11 protein-coding genes are annotated in these 15,003 nt (G+C 63.6%); 4 read left to right on the top strand and 7 right to left on the bottom strand.

Translation table 11 applies throughout. The annotated features are described in order from the left end of the window. The coding region (locus tag GJV18_RS14380) for a retention module-containing protein (protein WP_160346769.1) at positions 1-1,192 on the bottom strand (1,192 nt) is incomplete at its 3' end. A gap of 324 nt (positions 1,193-1,516) precedes the next feature. Between GJV18_RS14380 and GJV18_RS14375 the strand changes: the two genes are divergently transcribed. The 3 genes from GJV18_RS14375 to GJV18_RS14365 are packed head-to-tail and all read left to right on the top strand — an operon-like array spanning position 1,517 to position 6,407. Further along, positions 1,517-2,857, top strand: coding sequence for a TolC family outer membrane protein (locus tag GJV18_RS14375; protein WP_160346767.1), 1,341 nt, complete (start codon positions 1,517-1,519; stop codon positions 2,855-2,857). A gap of 30 nt (positions 2,858-2,887) precedes the next feature. Continuing rightward, on the top strand, positions 2,888-5,044 hold the full coding sequence (locus GJV18_RS14370) for a type I secretion system permease/ATPase (RefSeq protein WP_160346765.1): 2,157 nt from the start codon (positions 2,888-2,890) through the stop codon (positions 5,042-5,044). Between the two features lie 16 nt (positions 5,045-5,060). Further along, positions 5,061-6,407, top strand: coding sequence for an HlyD family type I secretion periplasmic adaptor subunit (locus GJV18_RS14365; RefSeq protein WP_218572134.1), 1,347 nt, complete (start codon positions 5,061-5,063; stop codon positions 6,405-6,407). A gap of 80 nt (positions 6,408-6,487) precedes the next feature. On the opposite strand, the gene mmsB is transcribed toward GJV18_RS14365, so the two are convergent. The 6 genes from mmsB to GJV18_RS14335 all read right to left on the bottom strand — a co-directional run bounded on the left by mmsB (position 6,488) and on the right by GJV18_RS14335 (position 13,683). After that, the gene (mmsB, locus tag GJV18_RS14360) at positions 6,488-7,372 is read right to left on the bottom strand and encodes a 3-hydroxyisobutyrate dehydrogenase (protein ID WP_160346761.1); all 885 of its coding nucleotides are present in this window, start codon (positions 7,370-7,372) and stop codon (positions 6,488-6,490) included. Positions 7,373-7,475: 103 nt separating this feature from the next. Further along, entirely contained in the window at positions 7,476-8,579 is a 1,104-nt protein-coding gene (locus GJV18_RS14355) for an enoyl-CoA hydratase/isomerase family protein (RefSeq protein WP_160346759.1), read from the bottom strand. Between the two features lie 88 nt (positions 8,580-8,667). Beyond that, on the bottom strand, positions 8,668-9,486 hold the full coding sequence (locus tag GJV18_RS14350) for an enoyl-CoA hydratase (RefSeq protein WP_160346757.1): 819 nt from the start codon (positions 9,484-9,486) through the stop codon (positions 8,668-8,670). Positions 9,487-9,652: 166 nt separating this feature from the next. Further along, positions 9,653-10,816: an acyl-CoA dehydrogenase family protein gene (locus GJV18_RS14345; RefSeq protein WP_160346755.1), complete on the bottom strand. Its 1,164-nt coding sequence runs from the start codon at positions 10,814-10,816 to the stop codon at positions 9,653-9,655. Between the two features lie 6 nt (positions 10,817-10,822). Next, complete coding sequence (locus GJV18_RS14340) at positions 10,823-12,070, bottom strand: ABC transporter substrate-binding protein (RefSeq protein WP_160346753.1); 1,248 nt, start codon at positions 12,068-12,070, stop codon at positions 10,823-10,825. 119 nt (positions 12,071-12,189) lie between these two features. Next, a complete protein-coding gene (locus GJV18_RS14335) occupies positions 12,190-13,683 on the bottom strand; it encodes a CoA-acylating methylmalonate-semialdehyde dehydrogenase (protein WP_160346751.1) in 1,494 nt (497 codons plus the stop codon). Positions 13,684-13,853: 170 nt separating this feature from the next. Here GJV18_RS14335 and GJV18_RS14330 point away from each other — a divergent pair, with 170 nt between their 5' ends. Then, positions 13,854-14,735 carry an AraC family transcriptional regulator gene (locus tag GJV18_RS14330; RefSeq protein WP_160346749.1) on the top strand — a complete coding sequence of 294 codons (882 nt, stop codon included), beginning with the start codon at positions 13,854-13,856 and terminating at the stop codon, positions 14,733-14,735. The last annotated feature ends 268 nt before the right edge of the window (positions 14,736-15,003 follow it).

The raw sequence follows: 15,003 nt of genomic DNA, 5'->3' as shown, positions 1-15,003 counted from the left end.
CGGAAGCCGGCGTGGCGGTGCCGGTGTCGAGGCTCCAGTTGCCGCTGCCATCGACAGGGACATTGGTGTAGGTCGCGCCGTTGACGGTGACGGTCAGGGTCTCGCCGGCGCCCAGGGTGGCGCTGCCGGTGATGACCGGGGTGGTGTCGTTGGTGACCTGAGTGTTGACCACCGGAATCACGGGCGGAGTTGTATCCAGAGTGAATGTAAGTGTAGAAGGTCCCGAGGTGTTGCCGGCGACATCGGTCTGACGGACCTGAATGCTGTTACTGCCTTCGACGGTGGTGGGAGCGGTGGTACTCCAGGTGCTGCCGTCGGTGCTGTACTCGACCAGGGCGCCAGGCTCGGTGCCGCTGACGCTGTAGGCACCGTTGTTGGTAATCGCATCGGTATTGCTGCTGCCGGAGTCGGTGGTCAGGCTGATGATTGGCGCAGCGACCAGGGTGTCGAGTACAAAACTCAGGCTGCTACTCGGCGACGTATTGCCCGCACCATCCGTCTGGCGCACAAAAATGGTATTCGGGCCTTCCTCGGCTACCGGAAGCGTGGTGCTCCAGGTGCTGCCGTCTGTGCTGTATTCAACGGTGGCGCCGGGTTCGATGCCGCCGACACTGTAGTTGCCGTTGTTGGTGATCAGGTCGCCGGCCAGACCGCTATCTACCAGCAAGTTCAGTGTCGGTGCTGGTGGTGGAGTAATGTCGGTAAACGCGGTGTCGTCGGCATCGCCGCCCAAACTAAGCAGTTCATCCTGCCCGTTACCTCTAACTCCCAGGCCGGAAGTTTCAAAGCCAATGGTCGGATCCAGCTGCCCGCCCACGGTGTCCAGCATCACAAAACTATGGCCGCCACCTGCGCCACCACCCGCGCCGCCGCCGGCGCCTGGGCCCGCAGCGGTGGCCTCAAGGTCGGTGGTGGGGTCGAAGCCGGCGGCCAGGGCCTGTTCAAGGTCGGAATCGACAGCGGCTTCGCCGGTGTCCTCGTCCGCTGTCGGCGCCTGCCAGCTGCTGCCCTGAGCAACATTAATAACCTCGCCCGAAGCCAGTTGCAGGGTGACTTCGCCGCCCAGGCCGGTCATGACCTGTTCGCCGCCGAGCAGGCGTTCGCCTTCGAAGATTTGACGCTTGAGGCCGTCGAGGGAGACGGCGAAGACTTGGCCTACAAGATTCTTAACGATGGCGGCGATGTTGCTCATAGATACGACTCCATGTACTCGGACTTAGGGTATGGGCAAGGCGAGTAAAGCTTTTAGTTCAAATTCTTATGGGTCGCGCGACAAAATTACGTCGCCATAAAATTGGCTTATTCCTTTTGGGAATTACCGCTATGCCAATCTATTGACCGCTTGGTCGCGATCATAAAGAATGCCGCCCGCGATGTCACTTTGATATTGACGGCTGGCTGATGAGAGGTTACGGCCCCCATTCCAGAGCCCCGCGGATGTGCCTGTGCGTGCCTGCAGGTTGTCCTCACTTCATGTAGAACGGGTCTTCCCCGACTTGAGAAGGAACTTTTTTCAATGCGTTTCCTGGCGGTTCTTCCCCTCGCTTTTGCAGTATCCCTCGCGGCCCACGGCCAGACTCTTACTGAAGCCATGCAAAGCGCTCTGGAGGCCCATCCGGAGGTTCAGGCCGGTATCCATGCGCGTTTGTCTGTCGAGGAGCAGATGAAGGCGGCCCGGGGTGGTTACCTGCCGCAGGTGGATGTGCTGGCCGGCTATGGTCGCGAATACACCGACAGCCCTGGCACCCGTGGTGCTACCCACAACACCGAAACCCTGACCCGTGGCGAGTCGACGCTGCGCCTGCAGCAGATGGTGTTCGATGGTTTTGCCACGCAAAGCGAAGTGGGGCGCCAGCGGGCCACGGTCAATGCCCGCGCTTATGAGCTGCTGGGCACCAGCGAGCGCACCGGGTTGAGCGTGGCCCAGGCCTATATAGAAGTGCTCAAGCGCCAGGAACTGGTGCGTCTGGCCGAAGACAATCTGCTCAGTCATGAACGTATCTATGATCAGATCACCTTGCGCAGTCAGAGTGGGGTAGGGCGTACCGCCGATCTGGATCAGGCCGAAGCCCGTCTGGCCCAGGCGCGCAACAACCTGATTACCGAGCAGACCAACCTGGCCGACGCTCAGGTCAACTATTTCAGCCTGGTCGGTCGCGAGGCCCGCGATCTGAGCATGCCTCAGGGCTTGGCTGGCATGCTGCCGCAGAGCCTGCAGGCGGCCCGCGAGGAAATGCTGGCCAACAACCCCTATCTGAGTTCGGCCGAGTCCGACGTGCAGGCCACCGAGCAGCAGTATGCGGCGGCCAAGTCCAGTTTCTACCCGCGCTTCGATGTGGTGCTGGAGCAGAACATTGACAACAACCTCGACGGCACGGCCGGTCACAACACGGGTTGGCAGGCGATGCTGAACATGCGCTACAACCTGTTCGCCGGTGGCAGCAACAAGGCCGACCTGCAGTCCAAGGCCTACCAGACCAACCAGGCCATGGACATCCGCAACAATGCCCTGCGCGTGTTGATCGAGGATCTGGGCCTGGCCTGGAATGCCCTGGAAAACGCTCGTCAGCAACTGCCCATCGCCCAGCAGTATGTGGACTACAGCACCCGGGTGCGCGAGTCATACCAGCAGCAGTTCCAGCTGGGCGATCGCACTCTGCTGGATCTGCTCGACAGCGAGAACGAGCTGTTCACTGCCTCGCGCCGCCTGGAGGAGGTGCGCTACACCGAACTGTTTACTCAGTATCGGATCAAGGCCACCATGGGCTCCCTGCTCAAGAGCCAGGGTGTGGTCGCGCCGATGGCGGCCGCACCGCTGGATGAGGTCAAGGCCAGGGTCAGCCTGCCCGCCTTGTAACTGAGTGCCGCCTGAAATGAGTGAGACCCGGTGACCGTCGACATCAGTCAGACCCAGAACCGTAGCGATCCCCGGGATCGCTACGATGATCCATTGCTCGACAGCCTGCTGTCGCTGTGCAGCCTGCACCAGAAGTCGGTCAGCCGGGCCATGCTCACCGCGGGGCTGCCGCTGCCCGAGCAGCGCCTGAGTCCCGAGTTGCTGCCCCGGGCTGCGGCGCGCGCAGGCTTGCAGGGGCGCTGGCTGCGTCGTGGCCTGCAGCGTATTCCGGAACTGGCCATGCCGGCCCTGTTGCTCTTGCAGGATGGCCGCAGTGCGTTGCTGCTGGGCTGGGATGAGCAGGGTCGTGCTCGCATCATGCCCAGTGAAAGCGAGGGCGGCGAGGTCAGGGTCGATGCCGATGTATTGGCCAAGGACTACAGCGGCCAGGTGTTCTTCGCCCAGCCGCTGCACAAGTTCGACTTCAATCGCGGTGAGCTGGTCCCCCGCGCTGCCTCCTGGTTTCGCGACACCCTCAAGCGCTCACGCTGGCTGTATATCGATGCCGTGGCGGCGAGCTTTCTGATCAACCTGATCGGTCTGGCCACGCCGCTGTTCGTCATGAACGTCTACGACCGTGTGGTGCCCAACCAGGCCGAGGCCACCCTGTGGGTGCTGGCCGTCGGCATCACCGGGGTGTTCTTTTTCGATCTGCTGCTGAAAACCCTGCGTGGCCTGTGCCTGGATCTGGCCGGCAAGAAGACCGATCTGATCATCAGCGCCACGCTGTTCGAGCGCATCGTCGGCATGGCCATGAAGTTCCGTCCGGCGCGGGTCGGCAGCTTCGCGCAGAACATCCATGAGTTTCAGAGTCTGCGCGATTTTCTCGCTTCGCTGACCCTGGCCAGTGTTATCGATCTGCCGTTTACCCTGTTGATTCTGGCGGTGATCGCCATGATTGGCGGCCATCTGGTGTGGATCCCGATCCTAGCCTTCCCCCTGGTGGCGTTGATCGGCTGGCTGTTGCAAAAGCCCCTGGCCGATACCATGCAGCGCACCATGGCCCTGGCGGCCGAGCGCCAGTCCAGCCTGATCGAGAGCCTGGCCGGGCTGGATGCGGTCAAGGTCAACAACGCCGAGAGTGAGCGTCAGTACATCTGGGAACAGACCATCGGCACCCTGGGGCGCCTGGAGCTGCGTGCGCGCATGCTCTCCAGTCTGGCGATGAACTCGACCATGCTGCTGCAGCAACTGGCCGGGGTGGTGGTGATCGTCCTCGGGGTTTACCAAATCATGGCCGGCAACCTGAGCATGGGTGGGCTGATCGCCTGCTATATGCTCAGCAGCCGCGCGCTGGGGCCACTGACGCAGATTTCCGGGCTGCTGACCCGCTATCAGCAGGCCAAGGTGACTCTGGATTCGGTCAATCAGATGATGGAACTGCCCCAGGAGCGTCACGAAGACGAGCGCCCGCTCAAGCGCCAGTCGTTGCAGGGCGCGGTGGAGTTCCGCCAGGTGGAGTTCCACTATCCGGAGCAGCAGCAGGCGGCCCTGCACAAGGTCAACCTGGTGGTCCGCCCCGGGGAGAAGATCGGCATCATCGGCCGCAGCGGCTCGGGCAAGAGCTCCCTGGCCAAGCTGATCGTCGGTCTTTATCAGCCCGACGGCGGCAGCCTGTTGGTCGATGGTATCGACGTGCGTCAGCTGGACGTCAGCGACCTGCGCTACAACATCGGTTATGTGCCCCAGGACATTCAGCTGTTTTCCGGCACCCTGCGCGACAACCTGGTATCCGGTGCCCGTTACGTCGAGGACGAACTGGTGTTGCAAGCCTCCGAGCTGGCGGGCGTGCATGAGTTTGCCCGCCTGCATCCCAAGGGCTATGAGCTGCAGGTGGGCGAGCGTGGGCAGAACCTCTCCGGCGGCCAGCGGCAGAACGTCGCCCTGGCTCGGGCGTTGCTGCTCGACCCGCCGATCCTGCTGCTCGATGAACCCACCAGCTCCATGGACAACACCGGCGAGGAGCGCCTCAAGCAGCGCCTGGGCAAGGTGATCGGCAACAAGACCCTGCTGCTGGTGACCCATCGGGCCTCCATGCTCAGCCTGGTGGATCGACTGATCATTGTCGACCGTGGGCAGATCATCGCCGACGGGCCGAAGGGCAGCGTGATGGAAGCCTTGAAGAAGGGGCAGATCAGTGTCAGCTAATACCTCTGAGAAGGGCTTGCGCCAGGCCATTGGCGCCTACTTCGGCAGCCGCGATGCCATTGGCGACGAGCCTCTGCCCGAAGTCAGCAAGGCGCTGATCGAAGATGCGCCACGGGTGATCCGCCTGACCATCTGGAGTCTGATCGCCTTTGTGGTGTTCTGCCTGTTGTGGGCCCACTTCGCCGTGGTCGATGAGGTGACCCGTGGCGATGGCAAGGCCATCCCGTCCTCGCGCCTGCAGAAGATCCAGAACCTGGAAGGTGGCATCGTCGCCGAACTGTTCGTGCGCGAGGGGCAGATTGTCGAGGCGGGTGATCCGCTGCTGCGCCTGGACGACACCCGTTTCGCCTCCAATGTTGGCGAAACCGAGGCCGACCGTCTGGCCTTGTTGCTGCGGGTAGAACGCCTGAGTGCCGAGGTGCAGGAACGTGAACTGGTGGTCAGCGATGAGGTGCGGCAGAAGGCGCCGGGGCAGGCCGATAACGAGATAGCCCTGTTCAATAGCCGCAAGCAGCAGTTGCTGGATGAAGTGGCGGGGCTGGAGGAGCAACTGATCCAGCGTCAGCAGGAACTGCGCGAGTTTGTCTCCAAGCAAGGGCAGTTTCGCAACAGCCTGAGCCTGCTGCGTCAGGAGATCCAGATGTCCGAGCCCCTGGTGGCCCAGGGCGCGATCTCCCAGGTGGAGGTGCTGCGCCTCAAGCGTTCCGAGGTCGAAGCCCGTGGTCAGCTGGAGGCCACCACCCTGGCCATTCCCCGGGCCGAGTCGGCGATCAAGGAAGTGGAGCGCAAGATCGATGAGACTCGCGGGCGCTTTCGCAGTGATGCCCTGGCCGAGCTTAATGAGGCGCGCACCGAGCTGAGCAAGATCCAGTCCACCGGCAAGGCCCTGGAGGATCGGGTCAACCGCACCCTGGTCACCTCGCCGGTGCGGGGGATCGTCAAGCAGTTGCTGGTCAACACCATCGGCGGGGTGATCCAGCCCGGCAGCGACCTGGTGGAGATCGTGCCGCTGGATGACAACCTGCTGGTGGAAGCGCGTATTCGCCCACAGGACATTGCCTTTCTGCATCCGGGGCAGGAGGCCATGGTCAAATTCACCGCCTATGACTACACCATCTATGGCGGGCTCAAGGCCGAGCTGGAACAGATCGGTGCGGACACCGTAACCGACGATGAGGGCAACAGCTTCTACGAGATCAAGCTGCGCACTGAACGCAGCCATCTGGGCACCGAGGAAAGTCCGCTGCTGATTATCCCTGGCATGGTGGCGTCGGTGGATATCATCACCGGCAAGAAGAGCGTGCTCAACTACCTGCTCAAGCCGATTATCCGCGCCCGCGCCGAGGCCCTGCGCGAGCGCTAGGATGCGGCGCTGTAGGGTGTGCTGTGCGCACCAAGGTGCAGCTGGGTTTCCCTGGCGCGCACGGCGAACCCTACGTCGACCTATTCGACAAACAGCTGTTGCACCACCGAGAAGTCCTGCTTGCCCTTGCCCTGCTTCAGCAGCAGGCGATACAGCTGAAGGGCCAGGGCGCCCATGGGGGTGCTGCTGCCGCTGTGCTGGGCGGCTTCCTGGGCCAGGCCCAGGTCCTTGGCCATCAGCTCGGCCATAAAGCCGCCGCTGTAGCCCTTGGAGGCGGGAGCGTTTTCCATCACCCCGGGCCAGGGGTTGTACTTCTCCAGTGTCCAGTTGCCGCCCGAGCTCTGGCGCATGATCTCGGCCAATACCGCCGGCTCCAGGCCATTGGCCACGCCCATGGCCATGGCCTCGGCGGTGGCGATCATCTGCACGGCGAGCACCTGGTTATTGCACACCTTGGCCACCTGCCCTGCGCCATCGGGGCCGGCGTGGAAGATATTCTTGCCCATGGCTTCGAAGATCGGACGGGCCTTTGCCAGTGCGGCCGCTTCGCCGCCGATCATAAAGGTCAGGGTGCCCGCCGCCGCGCCAGCCGTTCCGCCGGATACCGGCGCGTCGAGTAGTGCGATGCCGCGCGCGCTAGCCGCCTGATGCACCTTGCGCGCCGATTCCGGGGCGATGGTGGAGCATTCCAGCACCAGGGTGCCGGGCTTGAGCCTGGCCAGCAGGCCGTCAGCGCCCAGGTACAACCCTTCCACATGGCGGCTGGCCGGCAGCATGCTGACCACCACCTGAGCGCCCGCGGCCGCCTCGGCGGCGCTGCTGGTGGGCAGGGCACCTTCGCCTGCCAGCTCATCCATGGCCGCCTGGACCAGGTCGAATACCTTGAGGGCGAAGCCGGCCTTGAGCAGGTTGCGGGCCATGGGCAGGCCCATATGGCCGAGGCCGATAAACGCGATCTGGTACATTGTTATTGTTCTCCTCGTAGGGTGCGCCGGACGTAGGGTGGATGGCGCTTCATCCATCCACCGGCTGGTGTGTTATTGGTGGATGAAAAAAACGTCATCCACCCTACAGATCTGCCAGGGGATGCTCACCGTCCCAGACCGGGGCGAAGTGGGCTTCGATCACCTCGTCCGCGATATTCGCCACATCCGGCCAGTGCCAGCGCGGTGTCTGGTCTTTGTCGATCAGACGGGCGCGCACGCCTTCGGGGAATTCCGGGTGGCGGCAGCAGTTCAGGCTCAGGGCATATTCCATGCGAAACACCTCGGCCAGGGACAGTTGCCTGGCGCGGCGGATCTGCTCCCAGACCAGGTGCCCGGTCAGCGGGCAGCCGCCGGCCAGGGTTTTGGCCGCGCGGGCCAGCAGCAGGTCGCTGTCGCCATGCAGAGCGGCGATGGCCTGCCAGGCCTGGGGCAGGTCGGCCACATCCAGCAGCGCGTCGATCTGCGCGCGGCGCGGCAGCCACTGAGCCTGGGGCAACTCGCTGCGCGCTTCGGCCTCCAGAGCCTTGAGCAGGCTATGCAGCTGCAGCTGGGTTTGCGCCTGCCAGTTGAGCTGGGCCAGGCCTTCGATCAGGGCGTCCTGCTGGTCGTCGCGCAGAAAACGGTCGGCCAGGTTCAGGTCCAGGGCATCCGTGGCGTTGATGCTGCTGGCAGTCAGACCGAGGAACAGACCGAGCTTGCCCGGCAGGCGGGCGAGGAACCAGCTGCCGCCGACATCCGGGTACAGGCCGATATTCACCTCCGGCATGCCCAAACGGCTGCTGGGGGTGACGATACGGATGGCCGCACCCTGCATCAGGCCCATGCCGCCGCCCAGCACATGGCCATGGGCCCAGCAGATAAAGGGCTTGGGATAGGTGTGGATCAGGTAGTCCAGGCGGTATTCGTCGGCAAAGAAACGCCGCGCCAGGGGCGGAATTTGCCCCGGGTGCTCGCGGCACTGCTGCACCAGCTGCACCACATCGCCGCCGGCGCAGAAGGCCTTGGGCCCGTTGCCGCGCAGCAGCACGCAGGCGATGGTCGGGTCATTTGCCCAGGTCTTGAGACGGTCGGCCAGGGCCTCGATCATCGGCAGGGACAGGGCATTGAGACTCTTCTCGGCATCCAGGCTGGCGATGCCGATACGCATACCCTGCTGGGCGGGGCGTTCTTCGAATTGCACGTTCATGGGCGGTTCCATCGTAGGGTGGATGGCGTTTTAACCATCCACCGCATGCGGTTCTGGTGGATGTAAAAAGCGACATCCACCCTACGGATCACTTGTTACGCCACTGGGCGTCGCGTTTTTCCAGAAAGGCGTTGACCCCTTCGCGGGTGTCGTCGGCGTCGAACAGGTCGACAAAGCGCTCGCGCTCCTCGCTTAGCCAGCTGTTCGGGCTGCGTTCGCGGGCGCCCTGGATCAGCGGCTTGATGGTGCGCACCGCCACCGGGCTCTGCCGCGCCACCTTGGCCGCCAGCAGCAGGGCATGGCCGCGGGACTCGCCGCTGTCGACCACCTGCTCGACCAGGCCGATGCGCAGAGCCGTCTCGGCATCCACCCGCTCGCCGCAGAGAATCATGCGCTTGGCCCAGCCTTCGCCTACCAGCCAGCTCAGGTGCTGGGTGCCGCCGGCGCAGGGCAGCAGGCCCACCGTGGCTTCCGGCAGGGCCAGCTGGGCCTGGCGCTCGGCGATACGGATATCGCAGGCCAGGGCACATTCCAGGCCGCCGCCCATGGCGTAGCCGTTGATTGCGGCAATCGACACCCCGCGGAAATCGCGCAGCGCCTCGAAGGCTTCGCCAAAGCGCCGGGCCATTTCCCGGGCGCGGGCCTTGTCGCCATCGGCAAACAGCTTGAGGTCGGCGCCGGCGCTGAAGAACTTGCCGCCCTGGCCGGTGATCACCAGGGCGTAGATGTCATCGTCGTGGTTGAGGTGTTCGACCAGTTGTTTGAGGCCGATCAGCGAGTCGCGGTCCCAGGTGTTGGCCGGCGGCTGGTTGATGGTGATCAGCGCGGTATGGCCGTGCTTTTCCACGGTGAGCTTGTGGGTCAGGTCGAATACACCGGGCTTGTAGGGTTCGATGGCAGTGCTCATAAACGTCCTCGTTTCTGCAATTGCTTAGGAGCTATTAAGGATTTAGCGAGCTAGAGCCATGCAAGGCAAAAAGAGGCGAGGAAGCGGAGTGTACTTTTGTACATGAGCATTCCGAGCCTGTTTTTAACGCAGCAGGGCCGACGCGCAGCAAATCCTATGCGGGTTCTTACAGCAAGCGATCCAGCATGCCGCCCTGATCGAGCAGGCGGCGGGCAATGATCACCCGCATGATCTCGTTGGTGCCTTCCAGAATCTGGTGCACGCGGCTGTCGCGCACCCAGCGCTCCAGCGGATAGTCATTGAGATAACCGTAGCCGCCATGCAGCTGCAAGGCCTCGTTGCATACCGTGAAGCAGTGGTCGGTGGCAAAACGCTTGGCCATGGCGCAGTACAGGCTGGCTTCGCCGTGGCCCTGGTCCAGCTTGTGCGCGGCCAGGCGCACCATCTGCCGGCTGGCGGTCAGCTCGGTGAGCATATCGGCCAGCTTGAACTGCAGGGCCTGGAAGGCGCTGAGCGGCTTGCCGAACTGCTTGCGTTCCTCCACATAGCGCAGGCTCTGTTCCAGCGCCGCCTGGGCGGCGCCGAGGGAGCAACTGGCGATATTGATCCGCCCGCCGTCCAGGCCCTTCATGGCGTAGACAAAGCCCTGGCACTCGGGGCCGATGCGGTTGCCAGCGGGGATACGCACGCCTTCGAAGCTGATGGTGCGGGTAGGCTGGGCGCGCCAGCCCATCTTCAGTTCGTTGCGACCGTACTTCACACCCTCGGCATCGGCCGGCACCAGGAAGCAGGACACCCCCTTGGCGCCATCTTCGCCGCTGCGCGCCATCACGATCAGTACATCGGTACTTCCGGCGCCGGAGATAAAGCACTTGCTGCCGTCGATCACGTACTCGTTGCCGTCACGGCGGGCGCGGGTACGCAGGTTGGCGGCGTCGGAGCCGGCATCCGGCTCGGTCAGGCAGTAGGAGGCCAGCAGCTCGCCGCTGGTCAAACGCGGTAGCCAGGCATCCTTCAGGGCCTGATCGGCGAAGGACGCGAGCATCCATGACGCCATATTGTGGATGGTGAGAAAGGCCGTGGTGGCGATGCAGCCCGCCGCCAGCTGCTCGAAAATCAGCGATGAGGACAGCCTGGACAGGCCCAGGCCGCCGTCTTCTTCCTTGATATACAGGGCCAGGTAGCCCTGTTCGGCGGCGCGCTTGATCACCTCCACCGGGAAGTGATGGTCACGGTCCCAGTCGGCGGCATAAGGCGCCAGCTCCTTGGTGGCGAAGGCGCGGGCGCTGTCTACCAGCAGGCGTTGTTCATCGCTGAGTTCGAAGTCCATAAGTCCTCATTGCAGGGTCGGGGGTTGTCCGGCGGCCTTTCGTTCGGCCTGCCATTCGGCAAGGCTGGGGGCTGCCTGGGAGGCGTCGAGGCGATCGACGATGGCGAAATAGTCCTGTTTGAACGGATCCTTCATCACCTCGGCACGGGGTTTGACCTGCACCACATAGACGGTCTGCAGGTTCTGGTGATCGAAGGCGCGCCACTGCTGTTGATCCTTGAGCAGGCTGTAGCTGTGACCTTCCAGGGCCTTGATCAGCGCCTGGCTGTCCAGGCTCTTGGTGCGTTCGGCGGCATCGGCCCACTGCTGGACGATGCTGTAGGCCGAGGCGGCTGAGCTGGACGGGTACATCTGGTAGCGCTGGCTGAACTGCTCGACGAAGGCCTGGCCGCGCTCGGATTTCTCCAGGGCCGGCACGCGCCAGGTCCAGGGTTCGGTGCCCAGCACGCCCTGCATCAACCCGGGACCGGCCTGCTCGACCATATGCTGGGTCAGGTTGGGCGCGACGATCTGCATGCGCTTGGTCAGGCCCAGGTCCTGGGCGATGCGCATGGCGCGCACCAGGTCCTCGCCGAACAGCACCAGTACCAGAATCTGCGCCTTGCTCGCGGCGGCCTGGGTCAGTGCATTGTGATAGTCGGCCATGCGCGCGCCGGGGAAGGGCACCTTGACGCCGGGGTGCTGGCCGAGCGCTTCGCTACCGGTGGTCTGGCGCAGGGAGCTTTCCGTGGTGTGGCCCCAGGTGTAGTCGGCGGTGACGTAGAAGTAATCCTTGTTCGGCAGCTCCTTGTTCAGGTACTGGCCGAGGGCGCGGGCGCTCATCCAGGCGTTGTTGCATTCGCGGAACATATGCCGGTGGCCGTCCTTGCCGGTGGTGTCATTGGAGTAGGTGAGGGTGCCGAAGTACAGCAACCCGCGCTCGGCCGCACGCTTGCTGGCGGCGATGGCCACGGCGCTGCTGGACCCGCCGAACAGCATGGCGGCGCCTTCGGCGGCCAGGCGGTCGACATTGCGCACGGCCTTCTCCGGGCGCGAGGCGGTGTCGCGGCTGGACAGGCGCAGGGGCCGGCCGAGCACGCCGCCGCGCTCGTTGAGCTCGTCGATGGCCAGTAGGGCGCCGCGCATCTGGGCCAAGCCTTCTTCCTTATAAGGGCCGGTGCGCGGGTAGTTGAGCCCCAGGGTGATGGGCTCGGCAGCCTGTGCAACGGCGGTGATCCCGGCCCACAGGGCCAGGCTGGCAGTCAGTTTTTTCATCGCAATCCTCCATGTTTTTTGGTGTGCCGGGGCCGACTGTGAGGCCCCGGCGCGCAGGGAGGCATTGTCTTTTGGTCTAAGGGACCGGGTATTGCAGTGCGTCAATAGAGGGCCAGTTCTTACTTCAACTGAATAGTCATATTCGCCCCGGCCACCGAGTCCTCATCAAACCAGCGGCTGGTCACCGTCTTGGTCTCGGTAAAGAAGCGTACGCCCTGTTTGCCGTAGGCGTGCAGGTCGCCATAGAACGAGCCCTTCCAGCCGGTAAAGGAGAAGAACGGCAGCGGCACCGGCACCGGTACGTTGATGCCCACCTGGCCGACTTCCACCGCGTGCTGATAATGCCGCGCCGCGCCGCCGGAGCGGGTGAAGATCGAGGTGCCGTTGCCGTAAGGGCTGGCGTTGACCAGTTCGATGGCTTCTTCCAAGGTGTCGACCTCCATGCACACCAGCACCGGGCCGAAGATTTCCTCGCGGTACAGGCCCATCTTGGACGTTACGCCGCGGAACAGGGTGGGGCCGACCCAGTTGCCGTTGGGGTAGCCCTCGACGGTGCAGTGCGAGCCATCCAGCAGGCACTGGGCGCCTTCGGCCTTGCCCTCGGCGATCAGGCGCAGCACGCGCTGCTTGGCCTGCTGGCTGATCAGCGGGCCGAAGGCGGCGTGGCCATCGGTCCAGTAGCCGGGTTGCAGATCGGCCATCTGCGCCTGCAGCTCGTCGATCCATTGCTTCGACTCGCCGACAAACACCGCCACGCTGATCGCCATGCAGCGCTGCCCGGCGGCGCCGCAACTGGCGCCGACCAGGTTGCTCAGCACCTGCTGTGTATTGGCGTCGGGCATGATCACCATATGGTTCTTCGCCCCGGCAAACGCCTGCACGCGCTTCAAGTGAGCGGTGCCGGTGCGGTAGATATGCTGGCCCACCGGAACCGAACCGACGAAGGAGATGGCGCGGATATCCGGGTGGGTCAGCAGGCTGTCGACCACCTCGCGGGCGCCGTGCAGCACCTGCAGCACGCCCTTGGGCGCGCCGGCCTCGATAAACAGCTCGGTCAGGCGATTGGGGGTCAGTGGGTCCTGCTCCGAAGGCTTGAGAATAAAGGTGTTGCCGGCAGCGATGGCCAGGGGAAACATCCACAGCGGAATCATCGCCGGGAAGTTGAACGGGGTGATGCCCACGCATACGCCGAGCGGCTGAATCCAGCTGGCGGTGTCGATATCGCGGGCGACGTTCTCCATGGTCTCGCCCATCATCAGGCTGGCGATATTGCAGGCCTGCTCCACCACCTCGATACCGCGCCAGACATCGCCCTTGGCATCGGCCAGGGTCTTGCCGGTTTCCCCGGCGAGAATCTCCGCCAGCTCGTCATGGTGTTCCTTGAGCAGATGCTGGTAGCGCAGCATCACCCGCGCCCGATCCGACACCGGCACCTCGCGCCAGGTGACAAAGGCTGCCTTGGCACTGGCAATCGCCGCTTCGATCTCCTCGGCGGTGGCCTTGGGTGCCAGCGCCAGGACTTCCTGGGTGGCCGGGTCGGTGACTTCGATAAATTCGCGGGCGCGGCTTTCGCGCCATTCACCGTCGATCAGTTGCGGGATTGCCTTGGCCATCGTTGTCTCCACGGGAGTGGTTGTTGTTTTGTCAGTGTTATAGACGCCTGGCGCGGCTTTGTGGATTGACGATCTTGGTCTGACGATGGACTATCTTGGGATTGACTATTGAGTCATAAATCTCTCTTTGACCCTTATCCGGATCAACTTCGGGCTCTTCAGGCGTTCCTATGCAGGCCGATATCCATACCTCCAACTGGCCCTTGCCGGCCAACGGCGTGCGCTTTATCACCCCGCCCAGGCTGCGTCGCCTGCTGGCCAAGCATGCGCTGACGGCGGGCTGCTACCCCCTGGCCCTGGGCTTCTACCCCGACGCCTTGGGCCACCTGATGCAGCGCGCCCAGCCGGAGGATCATCTGCTGATCTACTGCCGCGCCGGCCAGGGTTGGCTGGAAACGGGGGATGGACGATTAGCTGTTAGCGGTGGTGATCTGCTGCTGCTGCCCAAGGGCGCTGCCCACGCCTATGGCGCCGATGCGCACAAACCCTGGACCCTGTACTGGGTGCATTTCGATGGCGAGCTGGTGACGGACTTTCTCAACCCCCTGGGGCCGGGACCGCTCTGGCGCATCGGCGTGCAGCCACGGCTGCTGGCCGAGTTCGATGCGCTGCTTAACCTGCGTAAACAGGGCCTGAACCTGGCCCACTTTATCCACGCCGCCCATCAGCTGCAGGTGCTGCTGACCTCCCTGGCGGTGCTGCCGGCGCGGGCCACCCTGAAATCCGGGCGGGTGCTGGATGTGGACGCGGTGCAGGCGGTGATGCGCGCCCATCTGCACGACAACCTGAACCTGGACGAGCTGGCGGCGCAGTTCAAGCTGTCGCGCTTTCACTTTGCCAAAACCTACCGCGCCCTGACCGGCCATGCGCCGATTCAGGACTTTATCCAGCTGAAAATGGCCCACGCCTGCCGCCTGCTCGACGAAGGCCGGCAGAGCATCCGCCAGGTGGCGGAGCAACTGGGTTATGAGGACGTCTATTACTTCTCGCGGCTATTTCGCAAGGTGGTGGGTATGGCGCCCAGTCATTACCGGGCGCTGCATCGGGGGTAAGTCAGGCATGTGTCACGAAGAAATGGCTACTTCCGGCAAAGCGGTTGTTAGGGGTGAAGTGATTTGGCCATCGTTTCCCTGTCTATACATACGTCCCTTAGTCTGGTCGCATCTTTAGGCTGAAGATGTGCGGTGCTTAGTGTTGTGGCCGACTGCGCAAGACATTGCACATAGGGTGCAGGTTAGGATTCGCACCAGCCCCGAAGTGGGGCACCTAACTCGAATTCAAGGATGCTCGACTCGCGAGAAGCGAGTGACTCACAAGGAG

Origin of the sequence: Pseudomonas xionganensis (assembly GCF_009763245.1) — a bacterium.
GTDB lineage: Bacteria > Pseudomonadota > Gammaproteobacteria > Pseudomonadales > Pseudomonadaceae > Aquipseudomonas > Aquipseudomonas xionganensis.
This window is presented reverse-complemented; position numbering and strand designations above follow the sequence as displayed.

Excerpts from the sequence above, each read along its gene's own strand:
- GJV18_RS14330 (WP_160346749.1), top strand. The coding sequence starts at position 13,854 with ATGCAGGCCGATATCCATACCTCCAACTGGCCCTTGCCGGCCAACGGC.
- GJV18_RS14340 (WP_160346753.1), bottom strand. The coding sequence starts at position 12,070 with ATGAAAAAACTGACTGCCAGCCTGGCCCTGTGGGCCGGGATCACCGCC.
- mmsB (WP_160346761.1), bottom strand. The coding sequence starts at position 7,372 with ATGTACCAGATCGCGTTTATCGGCCTCGGCCATATGGGCCTGCCCATG.
- GJV18_RS14375 (WP_160346767.1), top strand. The coding sequence starts at position 1,517 with ATGCGTTTCCTGGCGGTTCTTCCCCTCGCTTTTGCAGTATCCCTCGCG.
- GJV18_RS14355 (WP_160346759.1), bottom strand. The coding sequence starts at position 8,579 with ATGAACGTGCAATTCGAAGAACGCCCCGCCCAGCAGGGTATGCGTATC.
- GJV18_RS14335 (WP_160346751.1), bottom strand. The coding sequence starts at position 13,683 with ATGGCCAAGGCAATCCCGCAACTGATCGACGGTGAATGGCGCGAAAGC.
- GJV18_RS14345 (WP_160346755.1), bottom strand. The coding sequence starts at position 10,816 with ATGGACTTCGAACTCAGCGATGAACAACGCCTGCTGGTAGACAGCGCC.
- GJV18_RS14350 (WP_160346757.1), bottom strand. The coding sequence starts at position 9,486 with ATGAGCACTGCCATCGAACCCTACAAGCCCGGTGTATTCGACCTGACC.